Source organism: Terasakiella sediminum (assembly GCF_033100395.1).
In the GTDB taxonomy this organism is placed as follows: domain Bacteria; phylum Pseudomonadota; class Alphaproteobacteria; order Rhodospirillales; family Terasakiellaceae; genus Terasakiella.
Genome location: NZ_JAWLVJ010000012.1, coordinates 46,207 through 67,082, shown reverse-complemented (window position 1 = coordinate 67,082; position 20,876 = coordinate 46,207). Strand labels below are relative to the sequence as shown.

Here is a 20,876-nt window from a genome sequence, read left to right as displayed (position 1 = left end):
ACTTCAATGATTAGACGCATTCTCCTTAGCTTTTTCCTCGGCCTTTTTTTATGGACAAGCCCGGTTGTCGCAGCTGATGAAGATAAAGGGCTGAAAGTAGGCTTGTGGGAAATTGAGCCTTTCGTCATGAAAGGCCCGGACGGAGACTGGACGGGGCTCGCCATTGAAGTCTGGGAAGAAGTCGCGCGCGAATTAGGCTTTGATTACCACTATGTCGTCTATGATCATTATGGTCTTCTGGAGGCAGTCAAAAAGGGCGATGTGGATGTCGGCCTCGCCGATATCCCGGCGGATCATGATTTTGAAGAATTTTTTGAATATTCGCGCACTTATTTTCACTCTGATCTGGCAATTGCCAGTCGGGCGGATGCAGGGTCCACGGTATTGCAGGTGCTGGATACGCTGACGTCGCCAACAGTCTTAAAAGTCATGGCGGTTATGTTGTTGATCGTCTTTTTGACCGCCGGGATTTTCTGGGTGGTGGAACGTCATCAAAATGATGAGGTTTACGATGACAGACATCGTAAGTTCAATTTCTTCAATGGCGCGCTCTGGGCCATGTTGCTGATCACGGCGCAGGAACCGGATGTTTTTAAAAACAAAAGCTTTATCGGTCGGATCGTTGGCATGTTGGTGCTGGTGATTGGCGTGACGGTTTCTGCCAGTTACATTGCTTTGATCACATCATCTTTGACGGTCAGTGAGATGACGGCCACCGTGCGCGGGGCAGAAGATTTACCGCATATCAAGGTGGCCTCATTAAGTGATTCCCGTGCCTCAGAATATCTGGATGAACATCATCTTAAACACAATCAATATGAAACACTGGGCGTCGCGATGACGGCACTGGCTGAAAAAAGGGTGGATGCGGTTGTGGCTGACGAAGTTGAACTGCGCTATTACGTGCGCAAACATGCCGAACAGAAACTATCAGTTATCCCGGTTCATCTGGAAACGGAATATTATGCGTTGGCCTTCCCTGAATGGAGCGACCTTCCCGCGCAGGTGAATACTGTGATCCTGCAGTTTATCGAAAGCCCGCTTTGGAAAGAACTGCTGAAGCGTCATTTGGGCAATCTGAACACGGCATCATAGCAAACGACCTTTATAGATTGCTTCGCCACCATATTTTTTGCGGATTTCTTCGATGGCTTTTTCGGATCGCTCATCCTTTTGTTGTTCGGCCAGTTCAAATAGGTCCGGTGGGGCGGGGGCGACTTTGTCGGCTTCTTCCAGCATGGAAAATCCTGTGCCGATCAAACGATAACTGCGTCCGTCACACAAAGGTTCTAGCAATTCACAGGAACAGTCGTAAAGTTCTTGGGCTGATTGGGTAGGACGCGGCAGTTGTCGCGATCGGCTGATGTTGCGAAAGCCTGTTGTTTTGACTTTCAGGGTCACCGTACGCCCGGCCAGATTGGACTTTTTCATCCGCTGAGAGATTTTCTCACACAAGGGATAAAGGATGTCTTTCAGGTCCTTAAAGCTATGAAGGTTTTCATCAAGGGTGGTTTCGTTGGACACACTTTTAGTTTCTGATTCCGGGCTGACTTTGCGTTCATCTTCGGCGCGGCAGAAATGATAAAGCCTGGCCCCAATCGCCCCATATTCACGCATCAGATCGATTTTTTCAAAGCGACGAAGTTGCCCGATGGTGGCGATCCCGTCGGATGCCAATTTCTTTTCCATGGCAGCGCCCACACCAAAGATCATTTTAACTGGTTTATCGGCCAGATAATCCCTGGCTTCTGCCCGGCCCAAGATGGCAAATCCACGTGGTTTATCCAGGTCTGATGCGAGTTTGGCGAGCGATTTATTATAGCTAAGCCCCACCGATGCGGTGATGCCGATCTCTTTTTCAATCCGGTTGATCAGCCGCACCAACGTGCGTGCGGGGCTTCCGCCATGCAACGCTTCTGTCCCGCTTAAATCCAAAAAGGCTTCGTCGATGGAAAGCGGTTCTACCATCGGGGTGGCTTCGATCATCAGGTTGCGAACTTCCCGACCGACCTCGCCATATTTTCCTTTTGACGGGGGAACCACTACCAGGTCGGGACACAGCTTTAATGCCCGCATCATCGGCATAGCAGATCGCACCCCATAGATACGCGCGATATAACAGGCTGCTGCTACCACACCACGATGACGTCCGCCAACGGCGACGGGCTTATCTTTTAATTTTGGGTTATCGCGCTTTTCCACTGTGGCGAAAAAACTGTCACAATCGATATGGGCAATGTGCAGGTCGTTGAGTTCCGGGTGAGACAAAAGACGCACGGACCCACAGACCGGGCACCTTTCGGTTTCCGGCCTGTCATCAAAACTATGGGCGCAATCGCGGCACAGGGTGGGCAGGGTCTCAGTCATGCCTGCATATTAGCGCAGGCGCGCGAGAACAAAAAGAGAATATTTAGTGTGTTAATCTTTTATGGTTTTCTCTTCTGTTTCGGTTTGGGTGTCGATAAAACGATCAGTTCTTTCAGGAAGTTTGCTACACGTGGATCGCAAATCTCGTTGTGTCCTTTCATAAGCTCTTCTTCAACCATGATGTTGAGGTATGGGTGTCTCAGAACAGCATTTTCAGTTGGTTCAAGTTTTGTTTCGGTGAAGGGCAGAGTCTGAAGTTTATCGGTCTTTTTGTCCCACGCAGTTGCCAAGGAAGAAATGTTGTCCTTAATAGCATTCAGATTGTTGTTCATAAATTTTACGCTATCACCAAACGCCCGGTCGCAGGTCGCAACTTCAGGATCAATGGGGGTGTCTGATAGCGGTTTTAATCTATGGGTGATGTAACCTTCAAAATGCCCGACGGTGGTAATATCCCCTGCGTGTTGATTGTATCCGTCTTTAGTTGTGCGATGGTTTTCAAAGGCTGTAGAGAATGTCATACCCAGGGGGAAAATAAATTTTGTGGCCCAGTCCGCTTCTGAGGTTAAGATTGCCAGAACAGGACGTTGCCCTTCAAGATATGTTGGTCGTGTGCCGGCAAGGTTTTTGAGGGCGCTGTATTGGTTGGCTTCAAAAGCAGGATTAATTAATACAATCAGGTCGCCAAATCCTTGAACGTAATCTGATACACTAGCGTCGGTCGTTTCGACAAATTTGTTTTGCAGCAATTGGGATACCGACGAATACAGGGCGACGCCGCCAAGACTGTGACCGATTGTGACAAAACGACTGTCTACCGTTGGCCCGTGTATAGCTTGTCTGACGCGTTTTACATGATTGAGTTTCGAAAGGACCTGGGTTAAGGCACCATGCCCGACCTCTTTTGCTGTTGATTTACGGTCCCAGATGGTCAGTTCTTTTAGGCCCGGAAGTGTAACTGAGCCACCACGCCATCCGATGTAAACGCCGAAAATGGTGCGGGCATCTTTGCCTCGTGTGGCAAATTCAACCTGACTTAGTTCACGCAGCGTTTGACGAAAATAAGCAATGTTTGTGTCCGGTTTGTCTTTCTTACTTTGTGCGCTATGCTTCCAGCCATGAACATAGGTGACAATGACAATGTCTTCGTTAGCGGCAATGTTATTTGCATGAGCGATGACTTTTTCTAGTTGTTCTTTGTCCCATAGGTGGCCTTGGTCGTCTAATTCAACGAAATTGAGAAAATATTGTCCGTCTTTGATGTTGTCTTCAACTGGAAAATGTGACTGTCGTGCAGAAGTGATGCAGTTGTTTTCGTCTTTTGTATAAGCACAGATTTTTTCTATTTCTGTTCTGAATTGTTGGTGTGGTGCACAGGCAGAAATGAAAGTAACTGCTGCCCAGATGATGAACAAATGCTGTATTTTTTTAAAGAATACCATGCCATTACCCCGTTAACTATTAACAATTTTTAAGGGCATTTTACTCGAAATGGTTACTTTTGTTGAGCCTTTATATCTTTTAGGTGTTTTTACTCAACTTTCCCAAAGCCAGGCGGCTCCGCGCACGCCACTTGAATCTCCATGTTGGGCTTTAACCAGTTTTGTGTCGCATTCATCGCCAAACACCCATTTGTGCCACAGGGTGGGAACCGTCTGATACCAGCGATCAATGTTCGAAACACCGCCGCCCAGAACGATGATCTCGGGGTCAAACAGGTTGATCACGCTGGCAAGCGCACGGGCCAGTCGATGTTCATAAATGGCAAAGACCGGGTCGGTGATATCGTGGGGGAAGGTGGGGATATCTTTGGCTTCGATTTTGGTGCCGCAGATATTTTCAAAAGTACGCGCAAGGCTTGGCCCGCTCAGGAAGGTTTCGATACAACCGGAATGGCCGCAATAACAGGGCTGACCCGGGCGTTCACCATCTTCGGGCCAGGGCATTGAATTATGTCCCCATTCACCGGCAACCCCGTTCAGACCGTTTAGGATTTTTTTGTCCACCACTAGGCCGCCACCGACCCCGGTGCCGAGAATAACGCCGAAAACGGATTTTCCATCCTTGCCTGCCCCGTCGGTTGCTTCGGACAGGGCAAAGCAGTTGGCATCGTTAGTCATGCGGACTTCACGATCTAGTGCATAGGATAAATCTTGCTGAAAAGGATGGCCGATCAGCCAGACGGAATTGGCATTTTTAACCAGATTTGTGTGCTGGGAAATGCTGCCGGGGATACCGATGCCGACGCTTCCTTTTTGCCTCAGTTCGGCTTCGGCTTCCAAAACCAGTGTGCGAATCGCATCAACTGTTTGTTGATAATCGCCTTTTGGGGCGGGAATTCTTTTTCTTAGAAGTTCCTGGCCATCATCGCCAAGACAGAGGATTTCAATCTTCGTGCCGCCGAGGTCAATTCCGATTCGCATAAGAAATTCCAATAAGTTACGAAGTGTTAATCTATTGAGTGCATTGTATCACAAGTTCCGATCTGTCAATGGGCATAATTTGCCTACTGTGGAAAATGCGAAACTCCTTTGCAGATCATGGGGTTTATGGGTAAATTGGTGGTTCGAGAAATTGTTAAATATTCGGACCGAATTCGGGGAAACCGTTCATGGTTGATAACGTTGAATCTAAACTGGGCATCACGAAAGCTGGAATTTCGTGCGCACTGGACCTTAAAGAAAAATATAAGGACAGCCAGCCGATTTGCGTGCCCGGCGAAAAGACCAAAATCTTGATGCCGGAACATCTGCTCAACATTAATCTGGACCTCGAAACGCTGGAAGATCCGATGCCGCTTTCTCTGATGGCGACACGTGACCCTGAATCCCCCATGTCCATGGCGGCAGCAGCACGTCTAAGCCCGCAAGCGGGTAAAAACAAATTCGTCGGCGAAGTCATGCGCATTGTGGCTGATGCCAGCAAGCATGACAATGTGGCAAACGCGATTAACATGCTGCATGAAAATGACTTTCACCCCAAAGCCATTGGCGAAGTGGTGCGCCAGACCAATCGTGTTATTGTGCAGACGCGTAAACAGTTTTCTTCTGCGCTGCGTCAGAACCTGCATGCCTTGCTTGAAGGCGACATGGCTCCACGCCATTTTGTGCAGGAATTTTTCCACCTGACAGAAAACGGCAACCTGCGTCACGACATCCGCAAGCGTCTGGTCACCAGCCTGTTGCTGTCCACGACCATGCGTCCGTCCATTAAGTTCCTGTTCCTGGAAAATTTTGATCGCCTGCCCGAAGCGGTGCGTATGACCATCATCAAAGACGTACTGAATGCGCCTGAAAATCATCATACCGAAGTGATCAAGGAAGAACTCGCCTGGATCGTTAATAATGAAAAGGGCGGTTCCTTTAAATATCACTAAGGGCCACACGCGATTAACGCGTCTGCTTACATGACAAAAGAAATTACTTACCTCTTCGATCATTTGCCTGATGCAGGCAAAGCTATTGAAGTCGCTCCCGGTGTATTTTGGGTGCGTATGCCTCTGCCGTTTAAACTGAACCATATTAATCTGTGGATTTTGGATGATGGCGATGGCTGGATCATTGTGGATACCGGGATCAATCTGCCTGAAGTGCGTGAACGTTGGGAAATGCTGTTTGCTGACCAGTTCGCCCACAAGCCGATCAAACGTATGATTGTCACCCATTTTCATCCCGACCATGTCGGTTTGGCTGGATGGTTTGAAGAAAAGTTTGGTCTGCAGCTGTGGATGACGTTGGGGGAATGGGGCATGGCCCGCAACCTCAAGCTGGAAACGACCGAACGATCTTCTGAATATCTGACAGGTTTCTATCATAGCGCGGGCTTTGATGATGAACTGATGGAACTGATCCCGGAACGCAGTGTGTCCTATCCATCGCGCATTGCCGTGCCGCCTGCAGGCATTCGTCGTATTGTGGATGGGGAAAAGATTGATGTGGGTGGCCACGACTGGCAGGTCATCGTCGGCACAGGGCACAGCCCGGAACATGCCTGTCTTTATTGCGAAGATTTGAACGTGATGATCTCAGGTGATCAGATTTTACCGCGCATCAGCCCCAATATCAGCATCTGGCCGCAGGAACCAACGGCTGATCCGTTGTCCCAATTCCTGGGTAGCCTCGATCTCTACAGGCATCTGCCGGAAGATATCCTGATCTTGCCATCCCATGACACACCGTTTCGCGGACTGCACGCACGTCTGAACGATTTGGCCCATCATCATGATGATCGTCTGGAAGAGACATATGATCTGTGTAAAGAACCTGTTAGTGCCTATGAGGTTTTAAAAGGTCTCTTTACCCGTAAGCTGGACAGCCACCAGGTCTTCTTTGCCATCGGTGAAGCGCTGGCGCATCTGCATCATCTGGAAGCTAAGGGGCGTTTAAAGAGAACTCAACAGGATGACGGTGTCTATCTCTTCAGTCAGCTTTAAGGGCTTTGGGGATATAGCTTTCCATAAATTCTCGCAGTGATTTTGCCTTTGCATTTAACAGACGGCCGCTGGGCCAGACCGCATAAAGATTACGTATAGGGCCGGACCAGTTGGGCAGAATGCGACGCAATTGTCCGGTTTTAAGGGCGGAAGAAACCTCGCTTAAGGGCAGCAAGGCAATGCCCCGTCCCGCAATTGCCATGTGGCTGGCAAGGGTCACATCATTCAGGTGTGTGGTAGCTTTCAGGATCAATTCTCTTTCTTCATTGGTGTCTCTGTGATGTAAGACCCAGGTTGGCAGATTTTTTGTCATGATCAGTCGATGATCTGCAAGGTCACGTAAATCATGGGGGGGGCCATATTCAACCAAATATGCGGGGGCGGCGACTAATAAGGTGCTGATGGCCCCCAGTTTTTTCTGAAAAAGAGATGAATCCGCTTGTGGTCCGGCACGAAGGGCGATGTCGGATTTGCTGGAGGCCATGTCTTCAATGGCGTTATTCAGCCGCAGGTCCAGTTCGATATCTGGATATTTTTTTACAAACTCGGTCCACATGGGTCGCAGGAAGCCCAGTGATATGTTGGTCGGCGCCTGGACAATCAACGGCCCCTTCATCTGATCTTTCTGATCGCTTAAGGATCGGGTGATTTCCTCCAACTGCACCATCAATGGACCATAGGCTTGATAGTAGGTTTCCCCATCCGCTGTGAGCGTGAGTTTGCGAGCATTTCGATGAAGCAATTGACAACCCAGGTTATCTTCAAGCTTTTTCAAGCGACGTGTCACGGTTGGTGTTGGGATGTTCAGATGTCGGGCAGCAGCGGCTAGGCTATTGCATTCAACAATCTTGATAAAGAGGGCAATGTCATCAATCATAATTTTAATTTTGAAATTTAAATGTTCAAATTTACCAACTTAATTTCAAATATTAAATCATATAAATCTTAATTCCAGAAGTGATTTATCAAATGTAATGGAGATTAAGATGACCTTTTGTATCAGTGCCGGAATTGAAGTTGTCGATCCAAACCGCAAGGAAGATGCCGTCAAAGCCATGGCCAAACTGGTTGAACAAACAGCCACTGAACCGGGCTGTATTCTGTTTGAAGTGCGTCAGGATTTGGAAAATGCAAATCACTTTACGCTGTGGGAGATTTGGGAAAAAGAAGAGGATTTGACCAAGCATTTCCAATATCCTCATACCAAAGCCTACTTGGCCGAAAACTGGACGCAGGTACGTTATGTTGAAAAACTACAGGGGCTATAAGATGAAACAGCGCCTGATCTTTACTGCTGTCATGTCTTTGACCTTGTGCTTTTTTATGACGTTATGGGTCACCTGGATAAATCTGGGCTTCAATTCGGATTTTATCCTGCAGTGGTTGCGTGCCTTTGGTCTGGCATGGCCTGTTGCTGCGGTGGTGTCTTTTGTGACAGGACCTTTTGTTCAGACACTTAGTGCAAAACTGGCGGATTAGTCTGCCTGCGTTGCGGCCGCAATCACATGAATCCAGCCGAGGTAGCCATCTTCGGCGGCCTGTTTCCAAAGCTTCATCCCGTCATAGGCATGATCATAAGCATCTTGACCAATGCGCGGGATGATGACGTCCTGTTTGCGTTCCAGCTGTTTCATGGTCCAGCCATAGGTGCGCGCGACGTTTTCAGACCAGTCTTCCCATTTTTCCACCTGGAAACCACAGGCTTTTAACTGGACCTCATAGTCATGTTTGGACCACATGGAAGGTGATTTGACCCGTTTCAAAATCTGTTCACGCAAGGCAGGCGGGGTAGAACGGCGCAGGGTGATTTCTGAAAAAGCCAGCAGGCCAAAAGGTTCCAGCACACGGTGGGCTTCGTTCAGCACTTGAACCCGGTCACCGCCATGCAGGAAGCTTTCCTGGCTCCAGTAAACCTCGAAACTGTCGTCTTCATAGGGCAGGTGATGGAAATCACATTTTTCAAATCGGACCTTATCGGACAGACCTTCTGCCTCGGTCAGCTCGGCCGCGCGGTCCAGTTGTTTTTGCGAGATGTTGGTCGCAAGGATGGAACAATCAAAATTGCGCACCAATTGACGGGCCAATGTGCCGTAGCCACAACCAACTTCCAGTACCTTGCTTTCTTTATGAAGCGCGATACCGTCAATCATGGTGTCTTTGGCGCGTTGCATGGCTGAAGGCAGGGCCTCATCCTTGCGTTCAAACAGTCCCAGGTGGATGCTGTTGCCCCAAATGCTGCGGTAGATATCATCTGCGGTACCATCATAATAGGATTCAGCAGCTTCAACGGCCTGCATGATCGTTTGATTGTGCGCAAGTGAAAGGTTGGTCATTGGTCGTCCCGTTAGTCGGTAAAATCACATAACGTCAAAAGCCAGAAACTTCGGCTTTTGACGTTACTTAAATAGTTTGTGTGATGTTAGGCGCAAGCGCTGGCTTCATCATCTGCACAATAAAGATTGTATAGTGTCTGGATGATGGTCGAAGCTTCTTCACCTTTAAGGGAATAATAAATAGTTTGAGCGTCACGGCGTGTCTGAACAAGATTGTCACGACGCAGACGTGCAAGATGTTGGGACAAAGCCGACTGGCTTAAGCCGATAATTTCTTCAAGTTCACCAACCGATTTTTCGGTATCGGAGATTTGACACAAGATCATTAACCGATGTTGGTTGCTCATAGCTTTCAGCAAAACACTAGCGCGGCGTGCATTTTCTTCTAATTTTTGGAGTTCTAAATCCATTGGAGTAGTTCTCTAGTTTTGTTTCTCTAGGGGATTTCTTGTATGATAAAATTATCATATAAGAAGATTTCATAAACGGAATATAAGCAATCACCCCTGTTAATTCCATACAAAAATACACATAATACGTAAAAAAGACGTAGAAGATTTCAATTTATCGGAACATAGCTGCTGATCTGTATTTAGTTTTAGCGTAAACTTGGGTATAAACACTTTAAAGATAAGTCTAATATGAGAATTAAAATGGAAACAGATCGAAAAATTGACACGATCGGCATGAAATGCCCAATTCCTGTATTGCGCGCATCAAAAGAGCTTCGCGCCATGTCAGCGGGTGAGACTCTGCTGGTGGAAGCCTCTGACGGCCAGGCCCCACGTGATTTTACCGACATGTGTAACGAGATGGGCCATGACCTCTTAAAGAATGAAGAGGTCGATGGCACCTATATCATCGTTATTAAGAAAGGCTGATTTCAGCCTCTTTTTCTTCTTCTGGTTCTTTATCTTTCAGCACAATGGTCAAAAGCGGCGGAATGATCGCAAGAGTCAGAATGGCCGACAGCATCAGGCCGCCCACCACAACGGACCCCAATCCACGATATAGTTCCGATCCCGCACCGGGGAAAAGGACCAACGGCAGCATGCCAAAGACACTGGTCAGGGTCGACATGAAGATCGGACGGATGCGGCTTTTGGTCGCCATGCGAATACTTTCCGCCGCCTTCATGGCTTCTTCGCGCATGTGGTATAGACTTTGGTGCACTAGAAGGATGGCGTTATTCACCACAATCCCCACCAGAATGACAAAACCCAGCAGGGTCAGCATATCCAGCGGCTGTGCGCTAAAGACGTTCAGCAAGCCAAGGCCTGCAATCCCGCCAGCCGTTGCCAGTGGGACAGACAGCAGGATGACGAAGGGATAGACAAAGCTTTCAAACAGCACGGCCATGGTCAGATAGACAATGGCAATGGCCAGCAACATTTCCCAGACCATGGCTTCCCAGGTTTGGGTGAGCTTGTCAGCAGTCCCGGACATATGCATAGAAATGTCTGCGGGGATGCCTTCTTTCTGTAGTTCCATCATCACCTGTTCGCGCAGGATATCCATGGCGCTTTCAAGGGCGATATTCTGGCTGGGACGTACTTCCAGGGTGACGGTGCGCTGGCGTTCAATATGGCGAATGTTGGTGGGGCCAGAGGTGACGACCACATCTGCCAAAGCATTGACCGACAGGATTTGCCCGGATTGGGTCACGACCGGAAGATGACCGATCCCTTGCGTTTGGGTGACCTTATTGGCACTGCCTTTCAGCGTCAGGTCGATGCGTTTGCCATCCACGGTGATTTCGGCCACCCGCAGCCCGTCGTTAAAGGTATCGACGGTTTGGCCCAATTCACGCGCACTGACCCCGTTGTCGGCCAGTTTTAGAGGATCGGGGTAGACACGCACTTCCGGTGCACCAAGTTCAAGACCCGGATTGGGACGGAACTGGTTGCCTTCATTCGTGGGCAGAAGCGCCATGATTTTACCGGTCGCGCGCAATGCCACATCCAGCACCCGTTCAAGGTCAGGCCCGGAAATATTCAGATCGATAGATCGACCAGACCCAATGGTGCGCCCGAAGAGGGACGGCTGGAAGAAGAAACCAAACGTGCCGGGTTCTCGGTAAACAGGTTCGCTTAAAACCGGGATCAGTTCAGACACCCGTTCCGGTTCCACACTGCTGGCACCGACAAAGGTCCGGGTGGGCAGGGCAACGAAGAAGAAGTTGTCGATCTTGGGTGGTTCACCTTCAACGCTTTCTTCGCCTGTTTCACTGACCCAAAGGTGTTTCACCGCACCTTCAACCGTGTTCGCGATCCCGGTTGTGGTATCCAGATTATATCCAGGTGGCGGGAAGGTCATGCCGAAGACAAGGTTTCGGTTCCCTTGCGGCAGATACTCCATTTTGGGCAAAAAGGCCCAGCTTGCCATCAGGGCGCTTAAACTGACGGCCCCCACAATCCCTAGAGAGATCAGGCGTGATTTGGTCACCAATTCGATGTAGCTCATAACCGAAGACACAAACTTGCTCGCAAAACTGTCAATAACAGGCAGCTTCAACCCATCACCATGTTCTACATAGTCCGCCTTTAACAGGCGATTGGACAGGGCCGGGATCACTGTGATGGCAACGATCAGGGATAGCAATACAGAAACCGAAATCGCCACCGCAATATCGCGGAACAACTGGCCGACTTCCAGGTTCATGATCAACAGGGGAAGGAATACAAGAACGGTGGTCAGTGCAGAAACCAGCACAGCCCCCCAAACCTGTGAAGCGCCAAGATAAGCGGCTTCTGCCCTTGATTTTCCTTCCTGCCTCAGCCTGTAGATATTTTCCAGCACCACAATGGCAGCATCCACAACCATGCCGACCGCAAAGGCGATCCCGGCCAGTGAAATCACATTAATTGATCGTCCCATTGCCGCCATGGCAACGAAGGACCCGATCACGGAAACAGGAATGGCGAGCGAGATAATCAGCGTTGCCCGTGTGGACCTTAGGAAGACGAGCAGGATAATGGCGGCCAGAATACCACCGATATAGATATTCTGCTGGACCAGTTCGATGGCGGAATTGATATAGATGGTTTCGTCGTAGACTTGTGTGATCTTCAGGTTTTCCTGAGGCAGGGCAGTTTCATTCAACTCCGCCAAGGCCGCTTTCAGCCCTTCCATGGTTTCAATCACATTGGCGCCCGTCTCGCGTACCGCATTCATGGCGATGGCGGGTTGACCAAGCCTGCGAATGGTGGCGCGCGGTTCTTTGTAATCAAATGTGACTTCAGCAATGTCAGAGATTTTAACCCGGGCCAGTCGCCCACTGGCATTATCACGGGTACTGCGGATCACGATGTCGCTGACCTGTTGGGTGGTGGTCAATTCCCCTTCGGTTCGCACCACATAACGGCGTTTGCCTTCATCCACATCACCTGCCGAAATCGATGCGTTTGCTTCGCGCAGGGCACTGACCACTTCGGGCACAGTCAGTTGATATTGACTCATCAGGACCGGATCGACCTTGATGATCATTTCGCGTTCTGATCCGCCATAGATATTGACGAGCGAAATGCCGTTGACGCGTTCAATCCGGGTTTTGATCACATCTTCTGCAAAATCTCCATAGGTATGGATCGGGTTTTCATTGCCATCCGTGCGGGTCATGATGAACCAGGCAATGGGGCTGTCTTCACTGCCGGATGTATCAAACGTGGGCTCGTCCGCTTCTTCCGGGTAGCCCGAGACACGGTCCAGACGGTTGGCAACCAGTAAAAGTGCGCGATCCATGTTCTGATCAACGGCGAATTCAAGGGTGATTCTGGCACGGCCTTCTTCTGAATTACTGGTCATTTCGTCCAGTCCTTCAAGGCCGCGAAGCACGTCTTCCTGTCGGTTCGTAATCTCGCGTTCAATTTCGGCAGGTGCAGCACCCGGCCAGTTTGTGCGCACGGTGATCACAGGCTTTCGCACATCCGGTGTCAGCTGGATCGGGATTGTCTGTAAGGCCACGAGGCCGAACATCAGGATCATCAAAACTGCGGCGATGACCGCGATGGGGCGATAGATGGAATGATGGATAATATTCATGTGTCAGACCTCATGGCCTTGACTGGTTGGTTGGGGCGCAGGCGTTCATTACCACGCACGACCACAACATCGCCTTCGGCTAATCCGCCCAGTACTTCAAAGAAGGGCCCATGGGCATTGCCCAGTTTTACAGGCGTAATGGTCGCTTTGCCTTCCTTGATCGCAAAAACAATATTGCCGCCTTTTTTGGACAGAACCGCATCTTTGTGAACACTCAAGACCTTGCGTGCTTTATCCTGCGGGATCAGCACATTCAGGGTCTGATTGCTGGCAAGCTTATAGTCTTTGAGGTCAAAATCAGGAGTGAAACGAACGGCACGTGTGCGCGTCAGCGGGTTTTCTTCCGGGATGACAGCGCGGACCTTAAGTGGGATGTTCTGTTGATTGGTCAGGATTGCCTGTACGGAAATACCTGTTTCAAGGTTTGGTGCGTAAACGGCAGGCACGTCGGCTTCAATTTCCAGATTATTGGCATTCACGATGTTCAAGACCGTTTGCCCAACACTGACGTAGTTCCCGCGATCGACCTGCCTTTGGGTGATGGTGCCGGGGAAGGGGGCCTTGATTTCAGTATAGTCAAGGTCCAGTTCTGCCAAAGCCAGGTCAGCCTTGGCTTTACGCACAGCGGCTTCGGCTTCTCCCACCGCACTTTGGGCCTTTAAACGTTCCAGATTTTTATCGTCATATCGCGCCTGATTGAAGGCTGCGGATTTACGAAGACGGGCGAGACGTTTCAGTTCCTGGCTAACAATATTAAATTGTGCCTTGCTGGTTTGAAGGGCGGCCATGGATCGTTCCAGCTCCCCCATCGCGAGTTCTTTGTTATGGGTGAGGCGATCTGCCAGTAGTTTGATCAGGACCTGATCCTGTTCAACATTGTCGCCCACTTCTACAAGGACTTCATGAACAGGTGCATTGATGCGCGCTGCAACCACGCTGGATTGACGCGCAACCAAACGGCCTGATACAGGCACTGTCTGGGAAACTTCAACAAAACGAACTGTGTCCGCACCCACCATTGTAGCTTCGGGGGCAGCGGGTTTATCCTGTGCAAAGGCCGGGAGACTGAGAACGCTCAAAGTCGTTGCAAAAAAGACGGGGAGAATTTTTGATCTGATCACCGGGCCGACCTCTGGAAATATTTATAACGTCATATAGTTATCCCGATTTACGCAAAGGTAAAGGCGTCGGCGATAAAAAAGTGGCTTTTTTAGAATTATTTCATATGATGCATCTACAAAAGGATAAGGGACGTTTGGGAAGAAGGGGGACATCATGACCACATTGTTGCTGACACATCCGGCTTGTTTGAAACACGACACCGGGGAACATCATCCAGAAACAACCGCACGATTGCGAACGGTTTTGCGTCATCTGGATCGAGAAGAATTCCATTTCCTGCATCGTGATCAGGCCCCGAAAGCGACCCATTCCCAACTGGAATTGGTTCATCCTACCAATTATATCGAAGCCATTGAACGCTCCGTGCCCGAAGTGGGTGGGCATTTAAATGCGATTGATGGCGATACCATTGTGTCACCGGGCACGTGGGAAGCTGCGCTGCGTTCAGTTGGTGGGGTGTGTTTTGGTGTGGATGAAGTGATGGAGAAAAAGGCGCGCAATGCGTTTTGTGCCACCCGTCCGCCGGGACACCATGCGGAAACCTCACGCGCCATGGGCTTTTGTTTCTTTAACAATGCGGCCATTGGTGCTATCCATGCGGTTGCGAAATATCCCGAAGTCGAACGCGCGGCTGTCATCGATTTTGACGTGCACCATGGCAATGGCACGCAGGAAATTTTCTATAACAGCCCGAACCTGTTTTACGGGTCTAGCCACCAATCCCCAGGTTATCCGGAAACGGGGAAAGAAAGTGAAACCGGGGTTGCCAACAATATCTGTAATGTGGAACTGCCACCAGGATCCAAGCCAGAATTGTTTAGAAAAGCATATGAAGAGAAAATCCTGCCCGCCTTGCGGGAATTTAATCCGGATTTCCTGATTATTTCTGCCGGATTCGATGCCCATGCGCGTGATCCACTGGCCCATTTGCGTCTTTCTACACAGGATTTCATCTGGGTGACGGAAGAATTGCTCAAGGTTGCCAATGAATGCTGTGATGGGCGCGTGGTCTCTGTCATGGAAGGGGGCTATGATGTGGATGCGCTGGCGTCCAGTGTGGCCGCCCATGTAAAAACCCTGATGCATGCTTAAAAGGTTGCCCTTATTGGGACTGGGGGCTACATTGTGGCCCACTTTTATTCCTTTTTGAGTATGAACATGTCTCAGTCTGAAATTGAAAATCTCAGCTTCGAAGAAGCCCTCGCCCAGTTGGAAGAAATTGTCCGTCAACTGGAAAGCGGGTCCGGGAAACTGGATGATGCGATCACAGCTTACGAAAAAGGCGCGCACCTAAAGCGTCACTGCGAAGCAAAACTGGCTGAAGCAAAGGCCAAGGTGGATAAAATTTCATTGGCCCCGGATGGCAGCGTCACCGCACAGCCAACCGAAATTTCTTAAGAAGTCGCCTTGTTATGACTGATTTAAAGAATGCGCTGAAAGTTCAGGCAGACGCTGTTGAAGTAATGCTGGATGAATTACTGGTGGTCCCCGAAGGTGACGAAAGCCAGGTGGTTAACGCCATGCGTTACAGCGCGCTTGGTGGCGGCAAACGGGTGCGCCCGTTTCTGGTGATGATGTCATCCAATCTGTTTGATGTGGATGAAAAAGGTGCGTTGCGTGTGGCGGCTGCTCTTGAAATGGTGCATTGCTATTCCCTGATCCATGATGACTTGCCAGCCATGGATGATGATAACCTGCGTCGTGGTCGTCCGACCTGCCATATCGAATTTGATGAAGCCACGGCCATTTTGGCAGGCGATGCCTTGTTGACTCGCGCCTTTGAAGTGCTGGCCCATGAAGAGACACACCCGGATGCGAACGTGCGTTGCCAGCTGGTGGCGGAACTTGCCAAAGCGTCCGGCATGAACGGGATGGTCGGTGGTCAGATGATTGATCTGATGGCTGAAAGCAAGACGCTGGATATTCCTGAAATTACCCGCCTGCAAAGCTTGAAGACAGGCGCATTGATTGTGTTCGCTTCTATCGCCGGGGCCATTTTGGGCAAGGCGGATGCGGAAAAACGTGAGGCGCTTAACAATTATGGCCGTGACTTGGGCCTGGCGTTCCAAATCGCGGACGATCTGCTGGATGTGGAATCAACGGTTGAAGAAACCGGAAAGCAGGTCAATAAAGATGCAGATCGCGGAAAATCGACCTTTGTTTCCCTGATGGGTGTTGAAGGGGCGCGCAACCAGGCCCATATTGTTGCAGACCAAGCCTGCCAGCATTTGGATGTGTTCGATAAAAATACCGATTTATTGCGCGCGATGGCCCAATATGTGGTAAACCGCAGAAGCTAAGAAAAATAAGACTTAAGGATGAACCGTCGTGTCTGACACACCATTGCTTGATACCGTAAAATCCCCAGCTGATCTTAAGGGGATGAATATGGACCAACTGCAGCAGCTGACGAACGAGCTGCGCGACGACGTGGTGCGTAATGTGTCGCGCACAGGGGGGCATCTGGGGGCCAGCCTTGGGGTGATGGAACTGACGGTTGGTCTGCACCATGTGTTTAACACACCGGATGACCGTATCATCTGGGATGTGGGTCACCAGTGTTATCCTCATAAAATCCTGACCGGGCGTCGCGGTGAAATGCCAACGCTGCGTCAGGCTGATGGTCTGTCCGGTTTTACCAAACGAAAAGAAAGCCCGTATGATCCGTTTGGCGCGGGCCATAGCTCGACCTCGATCTCTGCTGGTCTGGGGATGGCTGTTGCGCGCGACCTTAAGGGCGGCAACAACCATGTGATCGCGGTGATCGGGGATGGTTCCATCACGGCGGGCATGGCTTATGAAGCGATGAATAATGCGGGGGCACTCGACAGTCGCCTGATCGTGATTTTGAATGACAATGACATGTCCATCGCCCCGCCCGTTGGCGCGATGAGCTATTATCTGTCCGAACTTCTGACCAGCACGACGTTGAAATCTTTCCGTCACAGTGCAAAAGACATTGTGAACAAGCTGCCAAGCACCATTGCCCAGACGGTTAAGGGGGCGGAAAGTGCGGCGCGCAAGATGGTGACGGGCGGATCAAACATCTTTAGTGACCTTGGTTTTTATTATGTGGGTCCCATTGATGGGCATAACCTGGAACATGTGGTTTCCGTGCTGGAAAATTTGCGTGATGATAAAGATCCGGGGCCTGTCTTGCTGCATGTTAAAACCCAAAAAGGTCATGGTTATGGCCCGGCGGAACAGTCAGCGGACAAATACCATGGTGTCTCCAAATTTGATGTGGTGACAGGGAAGCAGGAAAAAGCGAAATCCAATGCACCCAGCTATACAGGTGTGTTCGCTAAAGCGTTGATCAAAGAAGCGGAAACCGATGACAAGATCGTTGGTGTCACCGCCGCCATGCCATCAGGCACAGGTCTTGATAAGTTTGGGGAACGTTTCCCGGACCGTTGTTTTGATGTGGGGATTGCCGAACAACATGCAGTGACCTTTGCCGCCGGGATGGCGACGGAAGGCTATAAACCGTTTTGTGCGATTTATTCGACCTTCCTGCAGCGTGGCTATGACCAGTTGGTCCATGATGCGGTGTTGCAGCATCTGCCCGTGCGTTTTGCTATTGACCGCGCTGGTCTGGTAGGCGCGGATGGTCCGACACATGCCGGGACCTTTGATATTGCTTATCTGACGGCCTTGCCGGACATCGTTGTGATGGCCCCAAGTGATGAGGCGGAACTGATGCATATGGTGGCAACATCGGCTGCCATTGATGATCGTTCCAGTGCATTCAGATATCCGCGTGGCGAAGGCATTGGCATTGAACTGCCGGAAAAAGGTGATGTTCTGGAAATCGGTAAAGGCCGCATTGTTAAAGAAGGGGGCAAGGTTGCCATTTTGTCTTACGGCACCCGCATGAAAGAAGCCTTGCTGGCGGCGGAAAAACTGGAAAGTATGGGACTGCCGACTACTGTGGCGGATGCCCGTTTTGCCAAGCCGATTGATACGGAATTGACCCGTGATCTGGCCAATAACCATGAAGTGCTGATTACAGTGGAAGAAGGCTGCATCGGTGGCTTTGGATCACAAGTCACCCAGTTTTTGATGATGAATGGTCTGTTGGATGGATCGCTGAAAGTGCGTTGCCTGACCATGGAAGATAAATTTATCGATCAGGGCAATGTGCATCAACAGTATGAAGCTGCCGGGATCAATGCATCCGGTATGGTGAATACGGTTTTGAAAGCGCTGGGACGCGCGGTTGAAGATGCCCAACACGCCTGAGAAAAAAGAAAAAGTCAAAAAACTGCGCCTCGACCAGTTGCTGGTGGACCGTGGATTGATTGAAACCCGCAGCCGTGCCCAGGCCATGATCATGGCGGGCAATGTTTATTCCGACACCAAACGCATGGATAAGGCGGGGCAGAAAGTCGCGGCTGATATCCCCATTGAACTTAAAGGGCAGGACCATCCGTGGGTGTCACGTGGGGGGCTGAAACTGGTCAAGGGGCTGGATGAATTCAGCGTTGATGTGACAGGCTTTATCGGCATTGATGTAGGATCCAGCACGGGCGGCTTTACCGATGTGTTGCTCACACGCGGCGCGGATAAAGTTTACAGTGTCGATGTGGGGCATGGTCAGCTTGCCTGGAAACTACGCAGCGATGACCGCGTTGTAGTGATGGAACGCACGAATGCGCGCCATCTCACCGACGAAGATATCCCGGACATGGTCGATATCGTGGTCTGTGATGCCAGCTTTATTGGCCTGCAAACGGTCTTGCCTGCGGCCATGGACCGGGTGAAATCCGGCGGTTATCTGATGGCCCTGATCAAACCTCAGTTCGAAGTTGGCAAAGGTCGTGTCGGTAAAGGCGGTGTGGTGCGTGAACCGGAATTACATCAGGAAGTTTGCGATACGATTGAGAATTGGCTGGACGGTCTTTCAGATTGGACGGTCAAGGGCATTACCCAAAGTCCGATCAAAGGGCCTGAAGGCAATATCGAATTTTTGATCTGCGGGCAGAAAGCCTAAGCTGAAAAAGCTTTTTCCAGCAATAGGGCCGTGAGCTTCCGACGCACGCTGTTTTCCGGCCAGAGGGCATAAACGTTCATGGAACTGGCGCGCCAGCTGGGCAGAATTTCTACCAGTGCCCCTTCTTTGATGTCGCGTTCCACCAGAAAATCCGGTGGCGTTGACAGGCCCAGGCCAAGGCGGGTCATCTCACACATGGCATCCGTGTTGTCCACTTCCACATGGGGGGTAAAGTGAATGTCATGACTGATGCCCTTTTCATCACACAGGGTGCGATAAGGCGGCATCATCTTCATTTTGATCCAGTCCCAGTTTTTCAGATCATCCCCATGGGTGGGCAATGGGTGACGGCTGGCATATTGAGGGGTGCAGACGAGGGTGCGATGTAATTCGCCAATCTTTTTGGACTTCAAGGAACTGTCATCCAACTGCCCTGCGCGAATGGCAAGGTCGATACCTTCCTGAATAAGGTCGAGGCGTTTGTCGGTAAAATGAATGTCTAGTTTGATATCCGGGTGATCCTGACTGAATTGTGCAATCTGGGCCATCTGTGGGCTTTTGATCAAGCCTGCGGGCATGGTCAGATGAAGCGTGCCGCTGGGATGATCTGATTTTTCGGACAGGACGGATAAAGCATCCTGTGCGGATGCCACCATGGTTTGCGCCTTTTCAAAAAAGGCTGCGCCTTCAGACGTCAGTTTTAATTTGCGGGTGCTGCGATAAAGCAGGGTGATGCCGTATTTCTGTTCCAGGTTTGAAATCTGCTGGGACACGATGGAGGGCGACAGGTTGAAGTGTGTCGCACATTGACGAAAACTTCCGCATTCAACGGTTTTGCAGAACAGGGTGATGGCGCGCAGGTCTTCAATCATTATGTAAAATTTTCATACAGTGAATTTTAATTATTCGGGATAATAAATTAATTTAGTCGCCTGTATCCTTTTTGCAAGCATGAAAGGATGATCTGATGACACTACTTCTGGCAATGACGACCTTTGCATTGGCGCTTTCTGCGTCACCCGGCCCGGTGAATATTATCGCGCTGGCGTCGGGCGTGAACAATGGCTTTATGCGCACCCTGCCTTTTGTATCGGGCGCGGCGCTTGGTTTTACCGCTCTATTATATATGGTCGGTATGGTCGGGGAAAGCGTGGTAAAAGATTATCCCACCGTTATGTCGGTGATGCATGTGCTGGGTACCGGATATATCCTCTATCTCGGCTGGAAACTGATGACGGCAAAAGGCGAAGTGTCTTCTGAAGAGAAACCAAAGCCAAAATTTTTTGAAGGTGCCATTCTGCAATGGCTGAACCCGAAAGCCTGGATTGCTTGCCTGATTGGTGTGGCTGCTTTCGTAACGGGCGAAGGCTGGGGGACCATTTTGGTCTTCTGTCTGATCTATCTGGTGATGTGCTTTTTAGGGGTGTCATTTTGGGCCGTGATGGGGGCTTTTACCCAGAATTTTTTGACCAGTCCGGAACGTCTTCGCCTGTTGAATATCATTATGGGCGGTTGTTTGTGCGCGGTCGCAGTTTATCTTTTTTTGATATAAGTCATACTAATGAATTGAAATCTATGGTTTAAAGTT

Annotated in this window: 21 protein-coding genes; 12 read left to right on the top strand and 9 right to left on the bottom strand. The window is 50.1% G+C overall.

Annotated elements, in window-relative coordinates; all coding sequences use genetic code 11:
• The first annotated feature begins 6 nt into the window (after positions 1-6).
• Positions 7-1,095 (top strand): transporter substrate-binding domain-containing protein, encoded by a 1,089-nt coding sequence (locus RYZ26_RS11110; RefSeq protein ID WP_317683279.1) that lies wholly within the window; start codon positions 7-9, stop codon positions 1,093-1,095.
• Here the strand turns inward: RYZ26_RS11110 and RYZ26_RS11105 are convergent.
• The 3 genes from RYZ26_RS11105 to RYZ26_RS11095 all read right to left on the bottom strand — a co-directional run bounded on the left by RYZ26_RS11105 (position 1,090) and on the right by RYZ26_RS11095 (position 4,790).
• Positions 1,090-2,367: a DNA polymerase IV gene (locus RYZ26_RS11105; protein ID WP_317683278.1), complete on the bottom strand. Its 1,278-nt coding sequence runs from the start codon at positions 2,365-2,367 to the stop codon at positions 1,090-1,092. The two genes, RYZ26_RS11110 and RYZ26_RS11105, sit on opposite strands and share 6 nt — an antisense overlap.
• A gap of 59 nt (positions 2,368-2,426) precedes the next feature.
• On the bottom strand, positions 2,427-3,809 hold the full coding sequence (locus tag RYZ26_RS11100; RefSeq protein ID WP_317683277.1) for a hypothetical protein: 1,383 nt from the start codon (positions 3,807-3,809) through the stop codon (positions 2,427-2,429).
• 93 nt (positions 3,810-3,902) lie between these two features.
• Positions 3,903-4,790 carry an ROK family protein gene (locus tag RYZ26_RS11095; protein ID WP_317683276.1) on the bottom strand — a complete coding sequence of 296 codons (888 nt, stop codon included), beginning with the start codon at positions 4,788-4,790 and terminating at the stop codon, positions 3,903-3,905.
• Positions 4,791-4,978: 188 nt separating this feature from the next.
• Here RYZ26_RS11095 and RYZ26_RS11090 point away from each other — a divergent pair, with 188 nt between their 5' ends.
• Positions 4,979-5,743: a hypothetical protein gene (locus tag RYZ26_RS11090; RefSeq protein ID WP_317683275.1), complete on the top strand. Its 765-nt coding sequence runs from the start codon at positions 4,979-4,981 to the stop codon at positions 5,741-5,743.
• A gap of 30 nt (positions 5,744-5,773) precedes the next feature.
• Positions 5,774-6,799 carry an MBL fold metallo-hydrolase gene (locus RYZ26_RS11085; RefSeq protein WP_317683274.1) on the top strand — a complete coding sequence of 342 codons (1,026 nt, stop codon included), beginning with the start codon at positions 5,774-5,776 and terminating at the stop codon, positions 6,797-6,799.
• Here RYZ26_RS11085 and RYZ26_RS11080 read toward each other — a convergent pair.
• Positions 6,786-7,676 (bottom strand): LysR family transcriptional regulator, encoded by an 891-nt coding sequence (locus tag RYZ26_RS11080; protein ID WP_317683273.1) that lies wholly within the window; start codon positions 7,674-7,676, stop codon positions 6,786-6,788. The genes RYZ26_RS11085 and RYZ26_RS11080 overlap by 14 nt on opposite strands.
• A gap of 109 nt (positions 7,677-7,785) precedes the next feature.
• Here RYZ26_RS11080 and RYZ26_RS11075 point away from each other — a divergent pair, with 109 nt between their 5' ends.
• Positions 7,786-8,067 (top strand): putative quinol monooxygenase, encoded by a 282-nt coding sequence (locus RYZ26_RS11075; RefSeq protein ID WP_317683272.1) that lies wholly within the window; start codon positions 7,786-7,788, stop codon positions 8,065-8,067.
• Position 8,068: 1 nt separating this feature from the next.
• A complete protein-coding gene (locus RYZ26_RS11070; protein ID WP_317683271.1) occupies positions 8,069-8,278 on the top strand; it encodes a DUF2798 domain-containing protein in 210 nt (69 codons plus the stop codon).
• Here the strand turns inward: RYZ26_RS11070 and RYZ26_RS11065 are convergent.
• Together RYZ26_RS11065 and RYZ26_RS11060 are read right to left on the bottom strand one after the other, a co-directional pair.
• Positions 8,275-9,132, bottom strand: a complete 858-nt coding sequence (locus RYZ26_RS11065) for a methyltransferase domain-containing protein (protein ID WP_317683270.1) — start codon at positions 9,130-9,132, stop codon at positions 8,275-8,277. The genes RYZ26_RS11070 and RYZ26_RS11065 overlap by 4 nt on opposite strands.
• Before the next feature lie 86 nt (positions 9,133-9,218).
• On the bottom strand, positions 9,219-9,542 hold the full coding sequence (locus RYZ26_RS11060; protein WP_317683269.1) for an ArsR/SmtB family transcription factor: 324 nt from the start codon (positions 9,540-9,542) through the stop codon (positions 9,219-9,221).
• Positions 9,543-9,785: 243 nt separating this feature from the next.
• Here RYZ26_RS11060 and RYZ26_RS11055 point away from each other — a divergent pair, with 243 nt between their 5' ends.
• Positions 9,786-10,013 carry a sulfurtransferase TusA family protein gene (locus RYZ26_RS11055; RefSeq protein ID WP_317683268.1) on the top strand — a complete coding sequence of 76 codons (228 nt, stop codon included), beginning with the start codon at positions 9,786-9,788 and terminating at the stop codon, positions 10,011-10,013.
• Here RYZ26_RS11055 and RYZ26_RS11050 read toward each other — a convergent pair.
• Together RYZ26_RS11050 and RYZ26_RS11045 are read right to left on the bottom strand one after the other, a co-directional pair.
• Positions 10,000-13,173, bottom strand: a complete 3,174-nt coding sequence (locus RYZ26_RS11050) for an efflux RND transporter permease subunit (RefSeq protein WP_317683267.1) — start codon at positions 13,171-13,173, stop codon at positions 10,000-10,002. The two genes, RYZ26_RS11055 and RYZ26_RS11050, sit on opposite strands and share 14 nt — an antisense overlap.
• On the bottom strand, positions 13,170-14,294 hold the full coding sequence (locus RYZ26_RS11045; protein ID WP_317683266.1) for an efflux RND transporter periplasmic adaptor subunit: 1,125 nt from the start codon (positions 14,292-14,294) through the stop codon (positions 13,170-13,172). The genes RYZ26_RS11050 and RYZ26_RS11045 overlap by 4 nt, the downstream gene beginning before the upstream one ends.
• Positions 14,295-14,448: 154 nt before the next feature.
• Between RYZ26_RS11045 and RYZ26_RS11040 the strand changes: the two genes are divergently transcribed.
• The 5 genes from RYZ26_RS11040 (at position 14,449) to RYZ26_RS11020 (ending at position 19,288) form a co-directional block, all read left to right on the top strand.
• Complete coding sequence (locus tag RYZ26_RS11040) at positions 14,449-15,387, top strand: histone deacetylase family protein (protein ID WP_317683265.1); 939 nt, start codon at positions 14,449-14,451, stop codon at positions 15,385-15,387.
• 66 nt (positions 15,388-15,453) lie between these two features.
• Positions 15,454-15,693 (top strand): exodeoxyribonuclease VII small subunit, encoded by a 240-nt coding sequence (locus RYZ26_RS11035; RefSeq protein WP_317683264.1) that lies wholly within the window; start codon positions 15,454-15,456, stop codon positions 15,691-15,693.
• Between the two features lie 14 nt (positions 15,694-15,707).
• Positions 15,708-16,595 carry a polyprenyl synthetase family protein gene (locus RYZ26_RS11030; protein WP_317683263.1) on the top strand — a complete coding sequence of 296 codons (888 nt, stop codon included), beginning with the start codon at positions 15,708-15,710 and terminating at the stop codon, positions 16,593-16,595.
• A 28-nt stretch (positions 16,596-16,623) separates the two neighbouring features.
• Positions 16,624-18,537, top strand: coding sequence for a 1-deoxy-D-xylulose-5-phosphate synthase (dxs, locus tag RYZ26_RS11025; protein ID WP_317683262.1), 1,914 nt, complete (start codon positions 16,624-16,626; stop codon positions 18,535-18,537).
• Positions 18,521-19,288: a TlyA family RNA methyltransferase gene (locus RYZ26_RS11020; protein ID WP_317683261.1), complete on the top strand. Its 768-nt coding sequence runs from the start codon at positions 18,521-18,523 to the stop codon at positions 19,286-19,288. The genes dxs and RYZ26_RS11020 overlap by 17 nt, the downstream gene beginning before the upstream one ends.
• Here RYZ26_RS11020 and RYZ26_RS11015 read toward each other — a convergent pair.
• Positions 19,285-20,160 carry a LysR family transcriptional regulator gene (locus tag RYZ26_RS11015; RefSeq protein ID WP_317683260.1) on the bottom strand — a complete coding sequence of 292 codons (876 nt, stop codon included), beginning with the start codon at positions 20,158-20,160 and terminating at the stop codon, positions 19,285-19,287. The two genes, RYZ26_RS11020 and RYZ26_RS11015, sit on opposite strands and share 4 nt — an antisense overlap.
• A gap of 95 nt (positions 20,161-20,255) precedes the next feature.
• On the opposite strand from RYZ26_RS11015, the gene RYZ26_RS11010 reads away from it, so the two are divergent.
• Entirely contained in the window at positions 20,256-20,840 is a 585-nt protein-coding gene (locus tag RYZ26_RS11010) for a LysE family translocator (RefSeq protein WP_317683259.1), read from the top strand.
• Positions 20,841-20,876 lie beyond the last annotated feature (36 nt).